Here is an 18,230-nt window from a genome sequence, read left to right as displayed (position 1 = left end):
AAATCTGAATGGCTTTACCGGTTGTAAGTTTGCGAGTGCGATGGTCGGCAAGCAGGCCGCGGTATTCTCCGACATTCAGCAAATTTAGGCATTTACAAATGACTGATTTTGAGTTATTGTTACCCATGCTATGGTCTCCTTCTGTTATGGAGTGGGTAACATGCCTACACCTTAACAATAGGAGATTTTTTTATGAGCAACCAGAAGAATACCAGTAATANCAACCATATTTAGGATATTTTACAAACAATTTTTCTGTAATTTCTCATGTCAGGTTTGGTGCAAGGCTAGTGGGGAAATGAACCAATAAGGTCATCTGGTTCCGTTAGAAGGGACGGGAGGCGGGGAGAGGGGCCGCATGAGTGGAAAACGTGCTCCCGAGTTCCCCAAAATCACGCTGACGTTGCCGTTTTGTCCGTCGGCTGATGCGCGCGGGCTTGTCGGCCGAGTACGAGGCCCACGAGGGAGGCTATCACCTGCTGGAACACCATGCCCAGCACGACCGGCACAGCCACCGGGGCGGGAAAGTAGGTGACAGCCAGCACGGCGCCGGCGCTGATGTTGCGCATGCCGCCGTTGAAGACGAGCGCGACTTTGTCGGCTTCATTCAGGCCGATCAGCCGGGACAAGCCAAAGCCAAGCGCGTAGCCGATGGCCGCGAGCAGGACGATGATGGCGGCGAACCCCAGCAACCGCAAGCTGAAATCGGTCAGGTAAGGGGCGACCACCGCGCCGTTAATCGCCACGACCGAAGCCATGGCAATCTTCGAAAACGGGTTCAACCAAGGCCCCCAGGTGGTGATCACCTTGCCCTTGGTCCACTGGTTCAGCAACATGCCCACCAGCGACGGAACAACGATCATCCAGAACAGGCTGGTCATCATCGCCACGGCGTCAAGCCGGACGCTGGTGCCCACCAGCAGCGACAGGATGCCGGGAACGACAAAGGGGGCCAGGAGCGTATCGATCAGGATGATCGACAGGGTCAAGGCAATATTGCCCTTGTAGATGCTGACCCAAACAAAGCTGCTGACTCCGGTTGGAATCGCCGCGGCGAGAATAAAGCCGGTAATCGTATAAAAATCCCCGGGGAACGCCAAACGCCCCATTCCCATCGCGACCAGCGGCATGGCCAGATGGAGGATGAACAGGCAGAGCACAAGGGGGAGTGGTTTTTTGAGCACGTTTAGGAAATCTTTGAAGCTGAGACTAATGCTCCCGGCAAAGGTCATGAAGGCAAACAGCCACGGAGACAGGTAGGTATAGGAGGCAAGACGACTCCCGCAAAGGACGCCGATCATTATGCTAGTAGGCGTAATTAAGGGCATTAATCTGTTCAGTTGTCGGTTCAGCGTTTGCAGCATGGGCACGACATCCTTTGGTTGATAAGCTTCTTGTAGTATAGAACGTTCGCGGAGAATCGTAAATGTTTGCTCAATAATATTAATGTATAAACCAACGGAATTGAATATATTGGAATTTTTGTATTTACATAGAATAGAAAATGGGATAAAATAACAAATGGCAAAGACATTATTAATAGTTAAGGAGTGAATTGATTTATGAAAAAAAGTAGGATACTGACATTATTACTTACCTTAGGATTGTTTGCTTCCATTTCACCAGTTGTCGCAAATGCCAATTTATTGGAAACTGAAAACGATGATTTTGGGGTTTTTAGTACTACCCCTAGTAAAGAGGAACTAGAACGCCAAAAACAATATCAGCTTGATACTCCTCTAGCATGGGAAATTGATTTAGAGGGAAAAAAGAAATATGTACCATATATTGTTCCGAATAAAGAAAGTGGGATCGGAACAAACTCATGGAGTGATTCTAATTACACATACGTCTTTAACGGATGGACATTAAATAGTACTAAAATCGATAAAAAGAGATTTTTTGTTTCAAGAGTGACGGTCGAAAATAGAAGTACTGGCACGCTTCCATTGAAGTATGTTCAGCAGGAATCGGTAACCACAAAATGGGAAGTAGGAGCAAATATTGAAGCAGAAGCTGAGTTTAAAGTAAAATTTCTTGCTAGCCTCAATGCAAAACTTGGGGGGTCCTATAATTATTCCAAAACTACTTATTCAAGTACTACCGTCGAAGCAGGCCCTAAGAATATTCCTGCGGGATATTCAGCATCATATACTAAATATCGGGCTGGCGGTTATGGGGCAGGGCAGGCTGAGTGGAAGAAATACCCTAAAGGCTCCTCCTCGTGGATTGGCATGTACTATACTGGAGAATCGGGATGGGCTGTGAATGAAAATGATGTCACCATTGAATACTCAGAAACCAAACTATAAAACTATGAGTAAGAAAAAAAAAGTAATATTGTTTTTACTAACTTTCCTTATTCTTTTTGGTTGTTCCAAGCAACCATCACACCCGAATGAGATTGACAAAAGTTTAATTTCATATGAACAATATCGGTCCTTGTTTAAAAATATGGCTATTGAATTGGAATTACCTTCATCTAAGATGATCGAAAAGACAGATGATATAAATCTGGTAGCTATTGACAAGGAGTTTTCGTTGGGCAAAAGGTCAGTGTTAACGGTGGATGGAGAACAATCGGATACCGAGACGCAGGAAAGAATATATTACCAAGATGAAAATCATATCATTACGATAATTGACTTGATTTATTTAAATGCTTCGCTAGGTAAAGATATGATTTTTTGGCCCACAAAACAAACGGATACTTACAGAGAGCAAAACTTCTTGCACAAGTATGATGAATGCATGATTTCATACAACAATATTATAGTTAAAGTAACCCAGGTGTCGCCGGAAGGTGACTTGAATTTTACGAATATGCAACAAACAGTCCAAGCCGTCGCCTCCTACTTACAAACTTATAAGCCATAACACAGATATGAAAGAGGGCGTCCCAAAAGTCATCTATGATGACTTTTGGGACGCCCTCTTTTCATTTCGTCAAACAAAAAGAAACCACTCTTTAGTAGTAAAATGGAGGTACCACTCAACCATAAACCCAAAGGAGAGGTTTCTTTGCCACGACTCCAGAAGTACGAGACGCATGGAGAGATTTTAGGCAAGCGAAACAGCTACAGCAAACAGATCACGACGCCACGTTCATGCGCATGAAAGAAGACCATATGCGAAATCGAGTACCGGCATTACCGCAGTGCCGGTTGTGAGGACTGTCCGCTGAAGCCGCAGTGTACGAAGGCCCAAGTAAATCGGGAGATCAAAGTCAGCATGAAGTATTTGCGGCTCAAAAATCAAGCCGGGCAGAAGCTTCGCAGTGAAGAAGGTTATGCTTTGGCCGTCAGACGGATGATTGAGCCGGAGCCTGTGTTCGGAGATATGAAAAACAATCGGGGCTTCAAACGATTCCTGCTTCGAGGCTTACCAAAAGTAAGCTTTTGAAGTCGGGTGGCTTTCCCTTGCCCACAATCTGCTCAAGAAAGCAGCGGTGGACGCCAAAAACCAAGGAGCTAAGCGGTCTGTTCTCGCTTAGCTCCTTGGTTTTTTACTAATACCATCCTATCTTGTTGCTGAGAATGTTCAAAAGTTTACTTTTGGGATAGCATTTATCTATTATCTTTTAGCGATTTCCTTAAACGCCGCTTCGGCGGCTTCTAATGTGAAGTCAATGTCGGCTTCCGTGTGCGCCGTGGTCAGGAACCAAGCTTCAAATTTCGACGGGGCGAGGTTGACCCCGCGGTTCAGCATGGCGCGGAAGAAGGCAGCGAACGCTTCGCTGTCAGTGTCTTGCGCCTCCGTATAATTCGTGACCGGATGGTCACAGAAATGCGTTGAGAACGAGCCGCGAATCCGGTTGATGGTCAGCGGCACTCCATGGCGGCGGGCCGAGTCAGCCAGCCCGTCGGTCAGCTTCACGGCGAGGCGGTCCATCTCTTCGTAGACCCCGGCGCCCTGCAGTACCTCGAGGCAGGCGATGCCGGCGGAGATGGAAGCAGGGTTGCCGGCCATCGTCCCGGCCTGATAGGCCGGACCCAGCGGTGCCACCTGCTCCATGATCTCTTTGCTGCCGCCGTACGCGCCGATCGGCAGCCCGCCGCCGATGATTTTGCCGAGGGCGGTCAGGTCCGGCCGGATCGCTTCGTGGTTGGAGAGGCCGGCGTACGTTTGCGCCGAGCCGTAGTGAAAGCGGAAGGCCGTAATGACCTCGTCGTAAATGACGAGGGCGCCGTACTGCCGTGCGAGCCGGCAGAGCTCTTCCAAGAACCCGGGCTTCGGCATCACCATGCCGAAGTTCCCAACGATCGGCTCGACCATAACGGCGGCGACGTCGTCGCCCCACTTGTCGAGCGCATCTTTCAGCGCCGAAGCATCGTTAAACGGCACGGTGATCACCTCGTGCGCGATGCTGGTCGGGATGCCGGCGCTGTCAGGGATGCCCAGCGTGGACGGGCCGGAGCCGGCGGCCACGAGCACGAGATCGGAATGGCCGTGGTAACACCCGGCAAATTTGATGATTTTGTTGCGCTTCGTATACGCCCGCGCGACGCGGATCGTCGTCATGACCGCTTCCGTGCCGGAGTTGACAAAGCGTACTTTGTCCATCGAAGGGATCGCTTCTTTGAGCATTCGGGCCAAGCGGATCTCCAGCTCGGTTGGGGTCCCGTACAACGTGCCGTTTGCGGCTGCCTCTTGAATGGCCTTCGTCACATGCGGGTGGGCATGTCCGGTAATGATCGGCCCGTAAGCCGCCAAATAATCGACGTAGCGATTGCCGTCCACGTCCCAAAAATACGCGCCCTCAGCTTTTTTCATAAAAACAGGCGCCCCGCCGCCAACCGCCTTAAACGAGCGGGAGGGGCTGTTGACGCCGCCTACAATATGCTGCAACGCTTCTTCATACAATCGTTCGGATTGCGATCGATTCATCTCTATAAACTTCCTTTCTGAATTGAATAACTGGTGTGAACTAGTTGATGCGCCGGCGATCCGGCAATTCAACTGCAAAAGTACATTTAATTTGTCTGGAAAACCGGCTTTTTTGTGCGATTAGCTGCAAAAGTGCATCTCACGTAGCAGGATATGTCCTCAAAAACGACTTTTCAGCGGAAATGAACTGTACTTTTACATTTGACAGGCCAAAAAGAGCGGTTTTTAGCCAAAATGAACTGCACTTTTACATCTCGTGGCGGTGGTGGTGGGGCTTCCGAGGCACCCGGGGCTCCCAGGGCTACCCCACCTCAAGGGCTGGCCGCCTCCAGGTTCACGCCGCTGCTGCCTGCGTTCGCCCCGGTACGGCCCGAGCTGCCGCTGTCGTCGTTGCTGCCGCCGTTGTCCTCGGCACCGTCAGCATCGTTGCCACTGTCCGTCCCGCTTTCCTCCGCTTTATTAAATACATCCTGCACGTATTGCTTTAAATCCTCCTCGCTGCGAACGCCAAGGACGGACGAGCCGCCAACGGTTTTCTCCACCAGCAGTTCCATCGGCGGAATCTGCTCGCTGGCGACCATTTCTGCGTCATACCCGACAGTAGCCAGCTTCCACATATCCTGAACCGACAAGTTCGTGTCGATGTAAGGATTGATTTTCTCCAGAATCGAAGGCAGCTTCATAATGGAAGTCGTCGACTTCAGCTTATCCGCCACTGCCTTCAGGAAATTGCGCTGCCGCTCGGTCCGGGTGTAGTCAGACAGAGCGTCGTGCCGGAAGCGGACGTATTGCAGCGCCGTTTTGCCATCTAAGTGCTGCTGTCCTTTTTTTAGATCGATGTCGTATTCATGATTATCCGCCTTGCTGGTGTAGTGCATATCTTTTTCCACATAGAAATCAACCCCGCCGACCGCATCCACCAACTCAATGAATCCTTGAAAGTCGGTATACACATAATATTGTATCGGGATGCCCAGCAGATCGGAGACGGCTTGCATCGCTGTATTCGGTCCGTGCGTAATCGCCGTGTTGATCCGATCGGAACCGTGCTCTGGAATCTGCGTGTATGTGTCGCGCAAAATCGAGAAGAGGTAGGCCTTCTTGCTCACAGGGTCCAGGGAAGCGACCAGCATGGTGTCGGAACGAGGAATTTCCCCTTTCTTCAAACCGCGCGCATCGACGCCCATCAGCAAGATGTTGACGCGATCCTTGCCTTCCCATTTGGGCGGTTCCGGCACTTTCGTTTCGGTTGGTTGCACGTTATAGAAAGGAGACTGTTCTCCTTCTTTTTGAAAATTGTCGACTTGGTTATAGAGGGCCGTAAAATAGTAGGCTGCAAAGCCGGCGAGAGCGACAACCACTCCGATCACAGACCAGAGAATCGCCCGTTTTGTGCGTTTCGTCATTGGGTTCGTTCCTTTCAAGGCATGCGATAAATTCGGTTTCTATTATAGATATACTACATGTCTTTCCATTATAATTTCTTTTGTAAATACAATCAATTTCAGGGTTGGAGAGGCCAGAGGAGGAAGGAGCATGTCGGAACAAACGCAACAAGTGCAAATCGGTCAGCCTGTTCCGGATTTTCGACTGCCCGCTGACAGCGGGGAGGAAATCTCGTTATCGCAATTTCGCGGCCGGAAGGTCGTTCTTTATTTTTATCCCAAAGATGCTACCCCGGCTTGTACTCAGGAGGCTTGCGATTTTCGTGATCTTGCTGAGGTGTACGGTGAATATGGGGCGGTGGTGCTGGGCATCAGCGGGGATTCGGTGAAATCTCACGCCAGGTTCGCCGGGAAGCAAGGGCTGAATTTCCCGCTCTTATCGGACGAGTCTCATGAGGTGTGCCGAATGTTTGGCGTATGGCAGCTGAAAAAAATGTACGGCCGCGAATACGAAGGCATCGTCCGTTCGACGTTCCTCATCGACGAGGAGGGGAAGCTGCTCCGTGAATGGCGCGGGGTTCGAGTCAAAGGGCACGCGGAACAAGTGTTGGAGGCACTGCGAGAAGCCGGCCAATAAAATAGGTGTCTTCGCCAGAGAGTTGATCAAAACGCCTCATCCTAACGTTAAAGTGGGATGAGGCGTTTAACTTTACTTATTTTTCAAAATGTAGATCAAAAAGGCCTAGTTCGATGTTCTCCTGATCGGCTGTTGCACGGAACTCGACTTTCGCTGCATGAGCGACGTCAAGCGCTAAATCCTTAGGGAAGTCTCCCGGTTTGAAAGTTTCTGAGTAAGCTTCACGATCATCGACCAGGATCCGCAGCGTCACCGAAGCCCCAGAATCTCTATATTTTCCGGTCAACCCCACTTTGCCGACCACCTTTTTGGCTTGTCCGTTAAGCGGAAATTGAATATGGACCCAGCGACTGTCTGAGCCGTTATCATTTCTAGGGAACTCAAAGCGCAGGAAGCTGGTATACGTGTTCCCCAAGTTATCTTCAATCGGTTCGTTCGCATTGTATACGTATTCATATCTGCTCCAGTATGCGGTCTGCGCATTCGAATGCTGGATATCGCGTTCTGGATAAATATCCGTTTTCCCCTCTGTCTCGCCTATGTATACGGTTTGCGTGGAGGCGTCCCATTTCACCGGGAGCTTCAGCGCTTCAGCAACAAACCGAAGAGGTACGTATGTCGTCCCGTTATAGAGGAACGGTTTGTTATCCTCACTCAACTTTTGAGCTGTTTTGTTGACGGTAATCCCTTTGACGTTGTAAAACACTTCGATCAGCTTTCCGCTGCTGCCGGCATAAACTCCTGTTGCTCCGAATAGAAGGGAGCCTGCAACGAAGCCGGCAATGAATTTAGATTTTGAATTCTTCATGTTGCAATTACACCTTCCTTTGGATAGTTTTGCAACATATTATATCTGCGCCGGCGGGGGTTCGGCAATATTTTCTCGAATGACGTCTATCTTCATCTCTACCTTCATACAATCTACCAGAAAGCTAAAGGATTCATAGAAAAGAAATTGATCCTAGTGCGGAGGTAGAAGGTCGATGAAACAACCAAAAAAGTTATCCGGACAAATGCTGGTACGTTTGCTACTGCTTACGGTAGTACTGATTGCGGCAATCTGCACGCCGCTTGGCTTCCAGCACAAGGGCATGCCTGAAGTCAAAGCCCTGGCGATGAAAGAACAAGCCGCGGGGGAATCCGCGACGCATACAGTAAATCTCGCTGCACCTGCCGCTGAGAAGGTGCAACCTGTCCATACGTCGGCCGTTGGCTCGGCTGGCACATCGGCGGCTCTAGCGGCATCTCAGGCGAAGAAGTCTGAAACGCCGCAAGCGAACAACCAAGACAAGCAAGGCAAGACGGTTTATTTAACGTTTGACGACGGGCCAAGCCCGCATACAGATCAAGTGCTGGAGATATTGCGGGAAGAGGAGGTGCCCGCGACCTTCTTCGTATTGGGGCAGCAAGCCAAGCGCTACCCGGAGATGATCCGGCGCATCGTAGACGGCGGCCATGTCCTCGGGAATCATACGTATAACCATGATTATGACGCACTGTACGACAGCTTCGGCCATTTCTGGAAGCAGGTCAAGGCGACGGAAGAGGTGCTGCGGGAGATTACGGGAACACGTACACCGCTGGTACGCGCGCCGGGCGGGACATATGGTCATTTTGACAAGACGTATTTCAACCTGATGGAGCAGGGCGGGTATAAAGTGTTTGACTGGAATGTAGACAGCGGGGATTCCAAGCGTAGAGGCGTTCCGGCCAGCGAGATTATAGCCAACGTCAAGAACACGAAGCTGCAGGATCAAATCATTGTGTTGATGCATGACGGAGGAGGTCATGAACAGACGGTTAAGGCGCTGCCGGAAATTATTCATTACTATAAAAAACTAGGTTACGAGTTTGGCACCTTATCTGCGGAGCAACAGCCCGTACAATTTTCGCTGGACCCTTCCATAAGCAAGAAAAAGAACCGTCCCGCGCCTTCCGCCGAATGGATCGCGTCCAACGTCGTTCCGAATGCGGCTTTGTTTGAACCGGAGCTGCCGCTTACCGTAGAGGCTGGCGGGTTGCAAACGCGCCTTGAGCCCGGGGAATACGAGTTGCGTGACGGTCAGTATGTGGCACCTGTCCGTTTAATGATGGAGCGGTTAGGGGCAGAAGTGTATTGGAGCGAGGCTACGCAAAGCGCCTTCATCAACTGGGGGGACGCCTACATTGTGGCAGATACCCGGCGCGGGGTGCTGACGGCTGTACGGCAAGACGGAACCAATGTGGAATGGGAAGTGACGTTTGAGCGCAAGGCTCAGGCGTTATGGATTCCGCTGCGTCCGCTCTTGGAGGCATTAGGTCATCCGATTGTCGGAGTTGTTTCAACTGCTGGGGAGCGACGGGTCTCGGCAATCTAGTTGTTTTGATAGATTCTTGGGACAAACGCTTAACTTTCTCTCTCTTTCTTCCATGTCTATTTCCACTAGTTTCTGGAGATACTGGTTGATAGATTACGGCCATGGTTTATAGAAATGGAGGGGAAGTCAGGATGAATCACGATCAAGCACAGACGTTGCTGGAGCGGCTCGTCCACAAGGTGGATCGGGTGATCGTTGGAAAAAAAGCGGAGATCGAGCTCGCGGTAGTGGCGATGCTGAGCGGCGGTCATATTTTGCTGGAGGATGTACCCGGAGTGGGGAAAACGATGCTGGTCCGTACGTTAGCTGCCTGCATCGGCGGGACGTTTGGCCGCATTCAGTTCACGTCGGACCTGCTGCCGTCCGATGTCACCGGCGTAACGGTATACCATGCGCAGAGCGGTCAGTTTGAGTTTCGGCCAGGGCCGGTGTTCGCCCATGTTGTATTGGCCGATGAGATCAATCGGGCAGCGCCGCGAACCCAGTCGGCCTTACTGGAAGCGATGGAAGAACGGAAAGTGACGATTGACGGAGAGACGCGGGCTTTGCCGAAGCCGTTCTTGCTGCTGGCGACGCAAAATCCGCTGGAATACGAAGGAACCTATCGCTTGCCGGAGGCGCAGTTGGATCGCTTTCTGATGCGGCTGACGCTCGGGTACCCGAATCCGGAGCAGGAGGTGGATTTACTCGGGAGAATGCAAGATCCGCCTGATCTTGCCGATCTGAAGCCGGTGCTGTTACCGGAGGAAATTGCCCTGATGCAGCGTCAGGTGCGCAGCGTATTTGTGGACGACGTCATCAAGCGCTATATGGTTGGCGCTGCGGACGTCTCCCGGCGGCATCCGCAAATCGCACTGGGCTTCAGCCCGCGCGCAACGCTCGCTTGGATGGGGGCGGCGCAGGCGATGGCGTATTACCGAGGACGCTCCTTCGTCACGCCGGACGATGTCAAGGCGGTCGCGCCCGCTGTGCTCACGCACCGGATCGTGTTGCGAACGGAAGCGAAGCTTGACGGAGTCAGCGGCGAGCAGGCGCTATCAGAGGTGTTGTCTAAGGTGGATGTGCCGATTTTTGCACGGAGAGCGGGGGCTTCATCATGAAGCACGCAGGATGGGCGTGGCTGATCGCCGTCGCCTTCGCCGGCGCTTTGGGAGGTTGGTATGCTTGGCGCGGCGGGGTGTCGTCTTTATTCTTGCTGCTGCTGGTCGGATTCATGATGCTGCAGGGCATCTTGGTCCAAGCGTTTGGCCCAAAGCGCTTTAAGGTGGAGCGCGCTTGGCAGCCGGTCTATCCGGTTGCCGGCGAACCGGTCACGGTCACGTTATCGGTCCGCTGTGAGGGAGGTTTGCCGCCGGTTTGGCTGCAGATCGAGGACCAACTGGCAGGTGACACCGTGGGTTCAGAAAATGGGAAGAACCGCCCGGGGAGCCGGGGCGGTAGTTTGTTTTTTACCGGATTTCGCCGGGACTACCGGATGACTTATACGATTCAGGGCTTACCCCGGGGCGTCTATAAGCAAGCGTCCGTCAAGCTGACCTGGGGCGATCCGTTTGGCTGGTTCAAGCGGAGCCGACTTGCGGCCTCCCCAGAGGTGATGGTCGTTCATCCGTTGCCGCTGGCAGGAAATCCCCCGAAGGCAGAGGTACGGGCGGAGCAAGAGGGCGGCGGAGCATGGCAACCTCAGTTGGTCGCATCCTCTCCAGCACCGGGCCGGTTAAGACCTTATGTTGAAGGGGACCCGTTGCGGCGAATCCACTGGAAATACTCGGCGAAAAAGGGCGAGCTGCTCTCCCGCATTCCCGAAGAGCAGGGGGTGATGCCGCGTTATTTGCTGCTGAGCACGCGTGACGGCGATTATGTTTCCTCCGCCAGCTTCGAGCTGGCGGTGTCGGCAGCCGCAACGTGGCTAACGCGCGAAGCAGGCGGCGATTCTGGGGCCGATGAGCTTCGGTTCAGCTATGGCGGGATGGACGGCGCTTGCCAGGTGAACGGTCGCGATGGCTTGATGAGCGGTCTGGAGCAGCTTGCCGGCCTCCGCTTGGGGAACGGTTTGTCTGCGGGTGAAATATTGCGCCGGGATTGGTCCGAGGTGTTCTCCCAAGGGCAAAGCCTCACCGTCATCACCGGCAAGCTGACGCCTGAATTAGCGGGCGATGTGCTGCATTTGGCTGAGCTGGGCGTGGCCACGGAAGTTTGGTGTGCCGGCGGACTTGGCGGATCGGATCTGGGGCGGCTGGTTGCCCGACTGCGGGAGAGGGGCGTCACGGTGCTGGATCTGACGCTGTATCGGACGAAAACTCCGCAGAAAGGGGCGATCAAGCATGTCAGCGCCTAAAGCGTCAGTGATCCCTACCAGCGGTCTGTCGGCACGGATGACATCCTCCCGACGCAGCGGACATTCAGCGCCTTCCATCGGCCTGCGGATCTTAATCACGCTGTTGTTGTTTGCTTTATTTGGGGAATGGTTGTATCCGCTGCACGCGATGATTCCCGAAAGGCAGACGGAACTGCTTCCGCTGTTTTTCGTTCTCACAGGTGCTTTGCTGCTCATTGGCTGCCTGCGGCTGCCATCTGTCCTGTATGCACCGGTGCCGCCGCTGCTTATCGCCGGTGCCATGTTGTATCTGTTCGGAAGAGGAGAGGGGATTGGCTGGTTTATCGGCTACGCCCATACGGTCTCTGCTGATTTGGAGGTGTTTTGGGATACAGGGCGGCTGTTCTCCATCAGTATGGAGACGCGGGCCTTGCTCCTGTTGATCGGTTGGACGTTGCTGGTTGTTTCCGTACAAATGCTGGCGTTATCGCGCCAAAGTATTTTGCTCTTCTTGTCCGCCACGGTGATTTACTTGCTCGCGCTGGAGGCGGCCGTTGGCCTGGAGCTGTATTTGGGCGTCATCCGCTCGGCAGCGTTGGGCCTCGCGCTGCAAGCGGCGGCGTTCCATCGCGGCGAGTCTGGACCGAGCCGGGGAGCCGGGAGACTCGCCGGCGGGGTCGTCGTACTCGCCTGCGTGGCGGGCGCAGCGCTGCTCAGCTCGCTGCTGCCGCTGCAGCCGGTGCGGGCGATCTCGTGGGAGCAGGTCGCCCGCAGCTTGTCGGAGTGGAGCGGAGCCGAGTTGCCTGCCACGGCGGGCCGGGCCGCGGCGGTCAACGTCTCCGGCTACGGTCGGGACGACTCCAAGCTGGGCGGGCCGCTGCGCCTGCGCCTTGATCCATATTTTACGGCGTTGTCCCCGTACAATACGTACTGGCGCGGCGAGAGCAAAAGCGTGTACACCGGCCGGGGCTGGATTCAGCCGGTCGGGGATAGCGCGCCGGTGATCGCCGGGGCGGAGCGTACGGGCGGTGTGACGGGCGAGGCGGCTGAAGACGCGGCCATCCCAGCCGCAGCCCAGGTCGACACCGGGCGCAAGCTGATCCGCCAAACGGTGACGTTTGAAGCCCCGTTAACGGGAAGGGTCGCCTTGCTGTCCGGCGGGCTTCCGGTCCAGGCGGAACGGATCATCGCTGGTGACGGGGAAGAACCGGTGGAGATTGAACCTAGGTTCGACGCTTGGGCCGATGCCTTGATCGTTGACTATGCTGCTCCGGCGGAGCGCATTTACAGCTATGAGCTGACGTCGGCGGTGTCAACAGCGTCTGCAGACATGCTGCGCCACGAAGAGGGGCCGGACCCGGCAGAGGTCCGTGACCGCTTTCTGCAGCTGCCGGATGCACTGCCGGAGCGGGTGCGGAAGCTGGGCGAGCGGCTTGTCGCCGGAGAGAGCAACCGCTATGATGCGGCAGCCGCGGTCGAGAGCTACTTAGAGCATCGCTATACTTACAGCTTGGATTCCCGGCAGCCGCCGGAAGGGGCCGATTTCGTTGACCACTTCCTGTTCGTCGACCGCATCGGCTATTGCGATCACTTCTCGACGGCGATGGTCATTCTGCTGCGCAGCGGCGGAATTCCGGCTCGTTGGGTCAAAGGCTTCGCGCCCGGGGACCCTGCGCCGTCTGCAGCTTCGACTTCCGGAGGAACGGGGAGCAGGGGGGAGGCCGTTTCACTAGCAAGCGGTACAGGCTCCAGCTCGGCAGAGATGCACCGATATACCGTAGCCTATGCGGATGCGCATTCGTGGGTCGAGGTTTATTTTCCCGAAACGGGTTGGATTGCCTTTGATCCGACGCCAGGGTTTGGCGAGTCCATCGCCTTGAGCGTCAGCACCTTAGCGGATTATAGATTAGGTGAAGCAGATACGGTAGCGGCTTTTCCGTGGTTAGCCAAAGCTGTTGAAGTGGCTAAGCACCTGCAACCGAGACTTACTGAATTGGCTTACGAAAAACTTACCCGTATGACCCCGCGGCTGCGCCCGTTTGATTGGACCGTTTTGGCTTTAACTGCTGGTTTCGCCTTACTGTTCGCACGAGAACTGAGGCTGCGCGGATACTTACTGCTGCTTGCCTTCGGACGATTGCGGCCAGGGAGCACGTTTCCTGGACGCCGCGAGTTGCTTGCTTCAGCGGATCGGGTTTGGCGCGAGTTGGCATTGCTGCATGGTCCCAAGCCCGCGTCCATGACAGCCCGGGAATATATTCAGGTCGCGTTCAGCGAAGATCAGGCGCAATCGGAGTGTGCGGAGCAGTTCGTACGGACCTGGGAAAAGATCTACTACGGAGGCTTGCGACCGGATCGACAGGAAAGTGTGAAATTCCTTGAACAATGCCGGAAGTTGGCCTCTCGCCGAGGCTGAAATTGGCGCTTGGGCTTCCTTGACGACCTCTTTTGTCGTTTCGTATAATAGGTGTCATAATTTGAGGGAGGCTCGGTCATGAATAAGCCAAATGAAATGATTGTGGTCCTTGACTTCGGAGGACAATACAATCAGTTAATCGCAAGAAGAATCCGCGACTTAGGCGTATACAGCGAATTGCTGCCGTATAATACGCCGGTTGAACGCCTGCGGGAAATCGCGCCGAAAGGCATCGTATTTTCGGGGGGGCCATCCAGCGTTTATGCGGAGGATGCCCCACACATTGACCCGGCCGTGTACGACATCGGTGTGCCGATCTTCGGCATCTGTTATGGGATGCAGTTGATGGCTCACCAGCTTGGCGGTAAGGTTGAACGGGCGGCAAAACGCGAGTACGGCAAAGCGGACGTGGATTTTGCCGAACATTCGGCCCTAACTCGCGGTCTGGATTCGAAGCAGACCGTATGGATGAGCCACGGGGACCATGTGACCCAGCTTCCGGACGGCTTCGTGGTTGATGCATCAACAGAGCATGCGCCGATCGCCGGATTTGCCAATCCGGACCGGAAGATGTACGGTGTGCAATTCCATCCTGAAGTGCGGCATTCTGTACATGGGAATGAAATGATCCGCAATTTCCTTTATGACATCTGCGGCTGCGAAGGCAACTGGAGCATGGAGACGTTTATTGAAGACGCGGTACGTGATATTCGCACTCAAGTCGGCGACGGCAAAGTGCTTTGTGCGTTGAGCGGCGGTGTAGACTCCTCAGTGGTGGCTATGCTGATTCATAAAGCAATTGGTGATCAGTTAACCTGTATGTTTATCGATCACGGTCTGCTGCGCAAAGGCGAAGCGGAGAGCGTCATGGAGACCTTCGTGGGCAAGTTCGATATGAAGGTCGTCAAGATCGATGCGCGCGAGCGTTTCCTCTCGAAGCTGGCCGGCGTGGATGATCCGGAACAGAAGCGCAAAATCATCGGTAACGAGTTTATTTACGTGTTCGACGAAGAGTCGGCGAAGTTCGATGACTTTACTTACCTGGCGCAGGGGACGTTGTATACCGACATTGTCGAGAGCGGCACGGCAACGGCTCAAACGATTAAGTCCCACCATAACGTGGGCGGGCTGCCGGAAGATATGAAGTTCAAGCTGATTGAACCGCTGAAAACGTTGTTCAAAGACGAAGTGCGCAAGGTTGGCGAAGAATTAGGGCTGCCGCGGGAAATCGTGTGGAGACAACCGTTCCCGGGACCGGGACTTGCGATTCGCGTCTTGGGCGAAGTGACGGAAGAGAAATTGCAAATCGTTCGGGATTCCGATTACATCCTGCGCGAAGAAATTGCCAAGGCGGGGCTGGATCGCGAGATTTGGCAATACTTTACGGCATTGCCGAACATGCGCAGCGTAGGGGTCATGGGCGACGCTCGTACTTACTCCTACACCGTAGGTATCCGCGCGGTGACGTCCATCGACGGCATGACCGCCGACTGGGCGCGTATCCCGTGGGACGTGCTGGAGAAGATCTCTGTACGGATCGTTAACGAAGTCGAGAACGTGAACCGCGTCGTGTACGACATTACGTCGAAGCCGCCGGCCACGATTGAATGGGAATAGGTTATCAAATTCTCAAATGCTCTCCTTTGGATGCCGGTTCAGGCAAATAAAGGAGAGCATTTTTAGTTAATTTATTGTTGTATCTGTTGCTTTGGGTCTCTTGATTACTTTGAAATCAGTGTAAATTTTCACGAATAATTCAAATTACGAACAATAATATCACGAATTGAATCAAATATTCGTTTTTTCTGTTGACATTTTAGGACCCTCCGCCTAGAATAAATCATGTAATAAGCCTTGCTGACATGGCTTGTCTGGATATCGACAAAACCGCATAGTTCTTTTCGTATAATTCCGGGAATTGGCCCGGAAGTCTCTACGAGGTCACCGTAAATGATCTGGCTACGAAAGGAAGAAACGAACGTATCGTTGGAGCGAGTTGGGGAAAGTTCGGGGATGTTGCTCGGATGAATGCTCCTGCTGCGAAAGCTTGCTTTGAACGAAAGCCTAGGGCTGTTGACTGATCCGAACGATCGTTTCTTCTGGATGTACGGTAACCCGAGGGATGTCGCCTCGGGCTTTTTGTCGTTTTCCGAAGGGAATGCAGGCAAAGTGGTGCTGTGATGCCAGTTGTTTGAACCAGGATTGTCAATTTTTAAGGGGGAGTAATTTTATCATGGATCGGTTTTTTAAACTGAAACAGAACGGTACGACGGTACGTACGGAAATTATGGCGGGCCTGACCACGTTTATGGCGATGGCCTACATCCTTACGGTGAACCCGAACACGTTGACGGCGTTTGGCCAGATCGAAATGGGTTGGTACTCCGTATTCTTGGCAACGGCGCTGTCCGCAGGGATTTTCACGATTGCCATGGGCCTTTTCATTAACTTTCCTGTAGCGCTTGCGCCGGGGATGGGTCTGAACGCGTATTTTGCGTCCGTCATTCTGTCATCTGCGACAACGGATCATCCGTTTACTTGGGAAATGGGCTTAACGGCTGTATTCATTTCCGGGTTGATCTTCATCCTGTTGACTTTAACGAAAGTTCGTCAAATGCTGCTGGATGCCGTTCCAGATTCGTTGAAGCATGCAATTACGGTCGGGATCGGGTTGTTCATTACGATTATCGGTCTGAAAAACAGCGGGCTGATGACCATCGGCGTTGAAGCTGGCAGCGATATTCCGGCGAATACGTTCACCGATGTACTTTCCTTTGAAACGGTCATTCATTTAGGCAGTCTGGAGAACACGGACGTACAGCTTACTTTGATTGGTTTGTTGCTGATCGGGGTTTTGATGGTGCTGAACGTTCGCGGCGCGATTTTGCTGGGGATCCTGGGAACGACGGTTATCGCTTTGCTGATGGGGGTAGTGGACTTCGGTACTTTGTCCAATCCGCAAACGCCTTGGGTTCCAGACTTCACGCAAATTAACTTTGCACGCTTTGACTGGGACGGTATTTTGCATACAGGTATTATTTCCGCGATTGCGACTTTCACTTTCGTAGAATTGTTTGATACATTTGGTACTTTGGTAGGTACAGCTTCTCGTGCAGGAATCATGAAGGATCCAGAAGAAGGCAAAAAACGCGTCGGCAAAGCCATGCTGGTTGACGCAGCGGCTGTTACTGGCGGTGCATTGCTGGGGACTTCCACGACGACGGCTTATGTTGAAAGTGCAGCTGGCGTAGCAGAAGGTGGACGTACAGGGTTGACTGCCCTCACGACGGGGGTTTGCTTCTTGGCGGCCTTGTTCTTGGCTCCGATCGCCGCTTTGATCCCTGGTGCTGCAACGGCTGCAGCCTTGATCATCGTTGGTGTTCTGATGGTGCAATCGATCAAAGAGATCGACTTCTCCGATATGGTTATCGCTATCCCTGCGTTCTTGACGGTAACGATGATGCCGTTCACCTACAATATTGCGAACGGGATTTCGTTTGGTGTCGTGTTCTATGTGGTGCTGGCCTTCGCGGCCAATCTGATTGGCAAAAAGAAATACGACATCCACTGGTTAATGTGGGTATTGTTCGTTCTGATCATTCTCCGTTACATTTTCCTTGGCAGCCAGGGTTAAGGATGAGCTAACGGCCTCTCAAGCCTGCAGTCCCTTTGAGGATTGCAGGTTTTCTTTTTTTATATATTTATATAATAGTAGATTCTCGAGTGCAGGGGGCAATTTCCAAGTATTTCATTTGTATTTGTTTGAGAGGTTTGATATATTATAAAAGTCGCTCACAGCGACGAGGTAATTACGACGATGCATGAACCGGACAGTCGAAAAAAGTTCTTGCATTCGAACGAATTACTTGATATAATATAAGAGTTGTCGCCGATAAGACGATAACGAATTTGATCTTTGAAAAATGAACAACGAGTGAGTAATTAAACTGAGATTTTTAATCTCGTCAGTTTATCTAAATGAGCAAGTCAAACACTACTTTATTGGAGAGTTTGATCCTGGCTCAGGACGAACGCTGGCGGCGTGCCTAATACATGCAAGTCGAGCGGAGTTTATCGGGAGCTTGCTCCTGATGAACTTAGCGGCGGACGGGTGAGTAACACGTAGGCAACCTGCCCGTAAGACTGGGATAACTACCGGAAACGGTAGCTAATACCGGATACGCAAGTCTCTCGCATGAGGGACTTGGGAAAGGCGGAGCAATCTGTCACTTAC

General features: G+C 52.9%; 14 protein-coding genes, 1 rRNA gene, 1 pseudogene and 1 riboswitch. Of the genes and pseudogenes, 12 read left to right on the top strand and 4 right to left on the bottom strand.

Annotation, left to right across the window (positions count from 1 at the left end; translation table 11 throughout):
- Positions 1-392: 392 nt before the first annotated feature.
- Positions 393-1,364: a bile acid:sodium symporter family protein gene (locus M891_RS0120375; RefSeq protein ID WP_028540073.1), complete on the bottom strand. Its 972-nt coding sequence runs from the start codon at positions 1,362-1,364 to the stop codon at positions 393-395.
- A gap of 198 nt (positions 1,365-1,562) precedes the next feature.
- Here M891_RS0120375 and M891_RS0120370 point away from each other — a divergent pair, with 198 nt between their 5' ends.
- The 3 genes and pseudogenes from M891_RS0120370 to M891_RS25925 all read left to right on the top strand — a co-directional run.
- On the top strand, positions 1,563-2,312 hold the full coding sequence (locus tag M891_RS0120370; RefSeq protein WP_028540072.1) for a hypothetical protein: 750 nt from the start codon (positions 1,563-1,565) through the stop codon (positions 2,310-2,312).
- Entirely contained in the window at positions 2,269-2,877 is a 609-nt protein-coding gene (locus tag M891_RS0120365) for a hypothetical protein (RefSeq protein WP_028540071.1), read from the top strand. Before M891_RS0120370 ends, M891_RS0120365 begins: the two co-directional genes overlap by 44 nt.
- Positions 2,878-3,132: 255 nt before the next feature.
- Positions 3,133-3,493: pseudogene (locus M891_RS25925) on the top strand (transposase); the annotation flags it as partial.
- Positions 3,494-3,573: 80 nt separating this feature from the next.
- On the opposite strand, the gene M891_RS0120355 reads toward M891_RS25925, so the two are convergent.
- Entirely contained in the window at positions 3,574-4,887 is a 1,314-nt protein-coding gene (locus tag M891_RS0120355; RefSeq protein ID WP_028540070.1) for a glutamate-1-semialdehyde 2,1-aminomutase, read from the bottom strand.
- A 311-nt stretch (positions 4,888-5,198) separates the two neighbouring features.
- Complete coding sequence (locus M891_RS24275) at positions 5,199-6,293, bottom strand: LCP family protein (protein ID WP_036701231.1); 1,095 nt, start codon at positions 6,291-6,293, stop codon at positions 5,199-5,201.
- Positions 6,294-6,423: 130 nt separating this feature from the next.
- Here M891_RS24275 and bcp point away from each other — a divergent pair, with 130 nt between their 5' ends.
- Positions 6,424-6,909: a thioredoxin-dependent thiol peroxidase gene (gene bcp, locus M891_RS0120345; protein WP_016313514.1), complete on the top strand. Its 486-nt coding sequence runs from the start codon at positions 6,424-6,426 to the stop codon at positions 6,907-6,909.
- A gap of 76 nt (positions 6,910-6,985) precedes the next feature.
- On the opposite strand, the gene M891_RS24735 is transcribed toward bcp, so the two are convergent.
- A complete protein-coding gene (locus M891_RS24735) occupies positions 6,986-7,717 on the bottom strand; it encodes a stalk domain-containing protein (RefSeq protein ID WP_009226956.1) in 732 nt (243 codons plus the stop codon).
- A 175-nt stretch (positions 7,718-7,892) separates the two neighbouring features.
- Between M891_RS24735 and M891_RS0120335 the strand changes: the two genes are divergently transcribed.
- The 8 genes from M891_RS0120335 to M891_RS0120300 form a co-directional block, all read left to right on the top strand.
- The gene (locus M891_RS0120335; protein WP_028540069.1) at positions 7,893-9,266 is read left to right on the top strand and encodes a polysaccharide deacetylase; all 1,374 of its coding nucleotides are present in this window, start codon (positions 7,893-7,895) and stop codon (positions 9,264-9,266) included.
- A gap of 131 nt (positions 9,267-9,397) precedes the next feature.
- Positions 9,398-10,366, top strand: coding sequence for an AAA family ATPase (locus tag M891_RS0120330; protein WP_028540068.1), 969 nt, complete (start codon positions 9,398-9,400; stop codon positions 10,364-10,366).
- Positions 10,363-11,601 carry a DUF58 domain-containing protein gene (locus tag M891_RS0120325; RefSeq protein WP_028540067.1) on the top strand — a complete coding sequence of 413 codons (1,239 nt, stop codon included), beginning with the start codon at positions 10,363-10,365 and terminating at the stop codon, positions 11,599-11,601. The genes M891_RS0120330 and M891_RS0120325 overlap by 4 nt, the downstream gene beginning before the upstream one ends.
- Positions 11,588-13,996: a DUF4129 domain-containing transglutaminase family protein gene (locus tag M891_RS0120320; protein ID WP_028540066.1), complete on the top strand. Its 2,409-nt coding sequence runs from the start codon at positions 11,588-11,590 to the stop codon at positions 13,994-13,996. The genes M891_RS0120325 and M891_RS0120320 overlap by 14 nt, the downstream gene beginning before the upstream one ends.
- 78 nt (positions 13,997-14,074) lie before the next feature.
- Positions 14,075-15,613: a glutamine-hydrolyzing GMP synthase gene (gene guaA / locus M891_RS0120315; RefSeq protein ID WP_009226961.1), complete on the top strand. Its 1,539-nt coding sequence runs from the start codon at positions 14,075-14,077 to the stop codon at positions 15,611-15,613.
- Between the two features lie 264 nt (positions 15,614-15,877).
- A riboswitch (purine riboswitch) is annotated at positions 15,878-15,978 on the top strand.
- A gap of 46 nt (positions 15,979-16,024) precedes the next feature.
- Positions 16,025-16,177 (top strand): hypothetical protein, encoded by a 153-nt coding sequence (locus M891_RS25440; protein ID WP_157268850.1) that lies wholly within the window; start codon positions 16,025-16,027, stop codon positions 16,175-16,177.
- Between the two features lie 52 nt (positions 16,178-16,229).
- Entirely contained in the window at positions 16,230-17,630 is a 1,401-nt protein-coding gene (locus tag M891_RS0120305; protein ID WP_016313507.1) for an NCS2 family permease, read from the top strand.
- A gap of 365 nt (positions 17,631-17,995) precedes the next feature.
- A 16S ribosomal RNA gene (locus M891_RS0120300) occupies positions 17,996-18,230 on the top strand; the annotation flags it as partial.

This window comes from Paenibacillus sp. J14 (genome assembly GCF_000518465.1).
Classification (GTDB): Bacteria; Bacillota; Bacilli; order Paenibacillales; family Paenibacillaceae; genus Fontibacillus; species Fontibacillus barengoltzii.
This window is presented reverse-complemented; position numbering and strand designations above follow the sequence as displayed.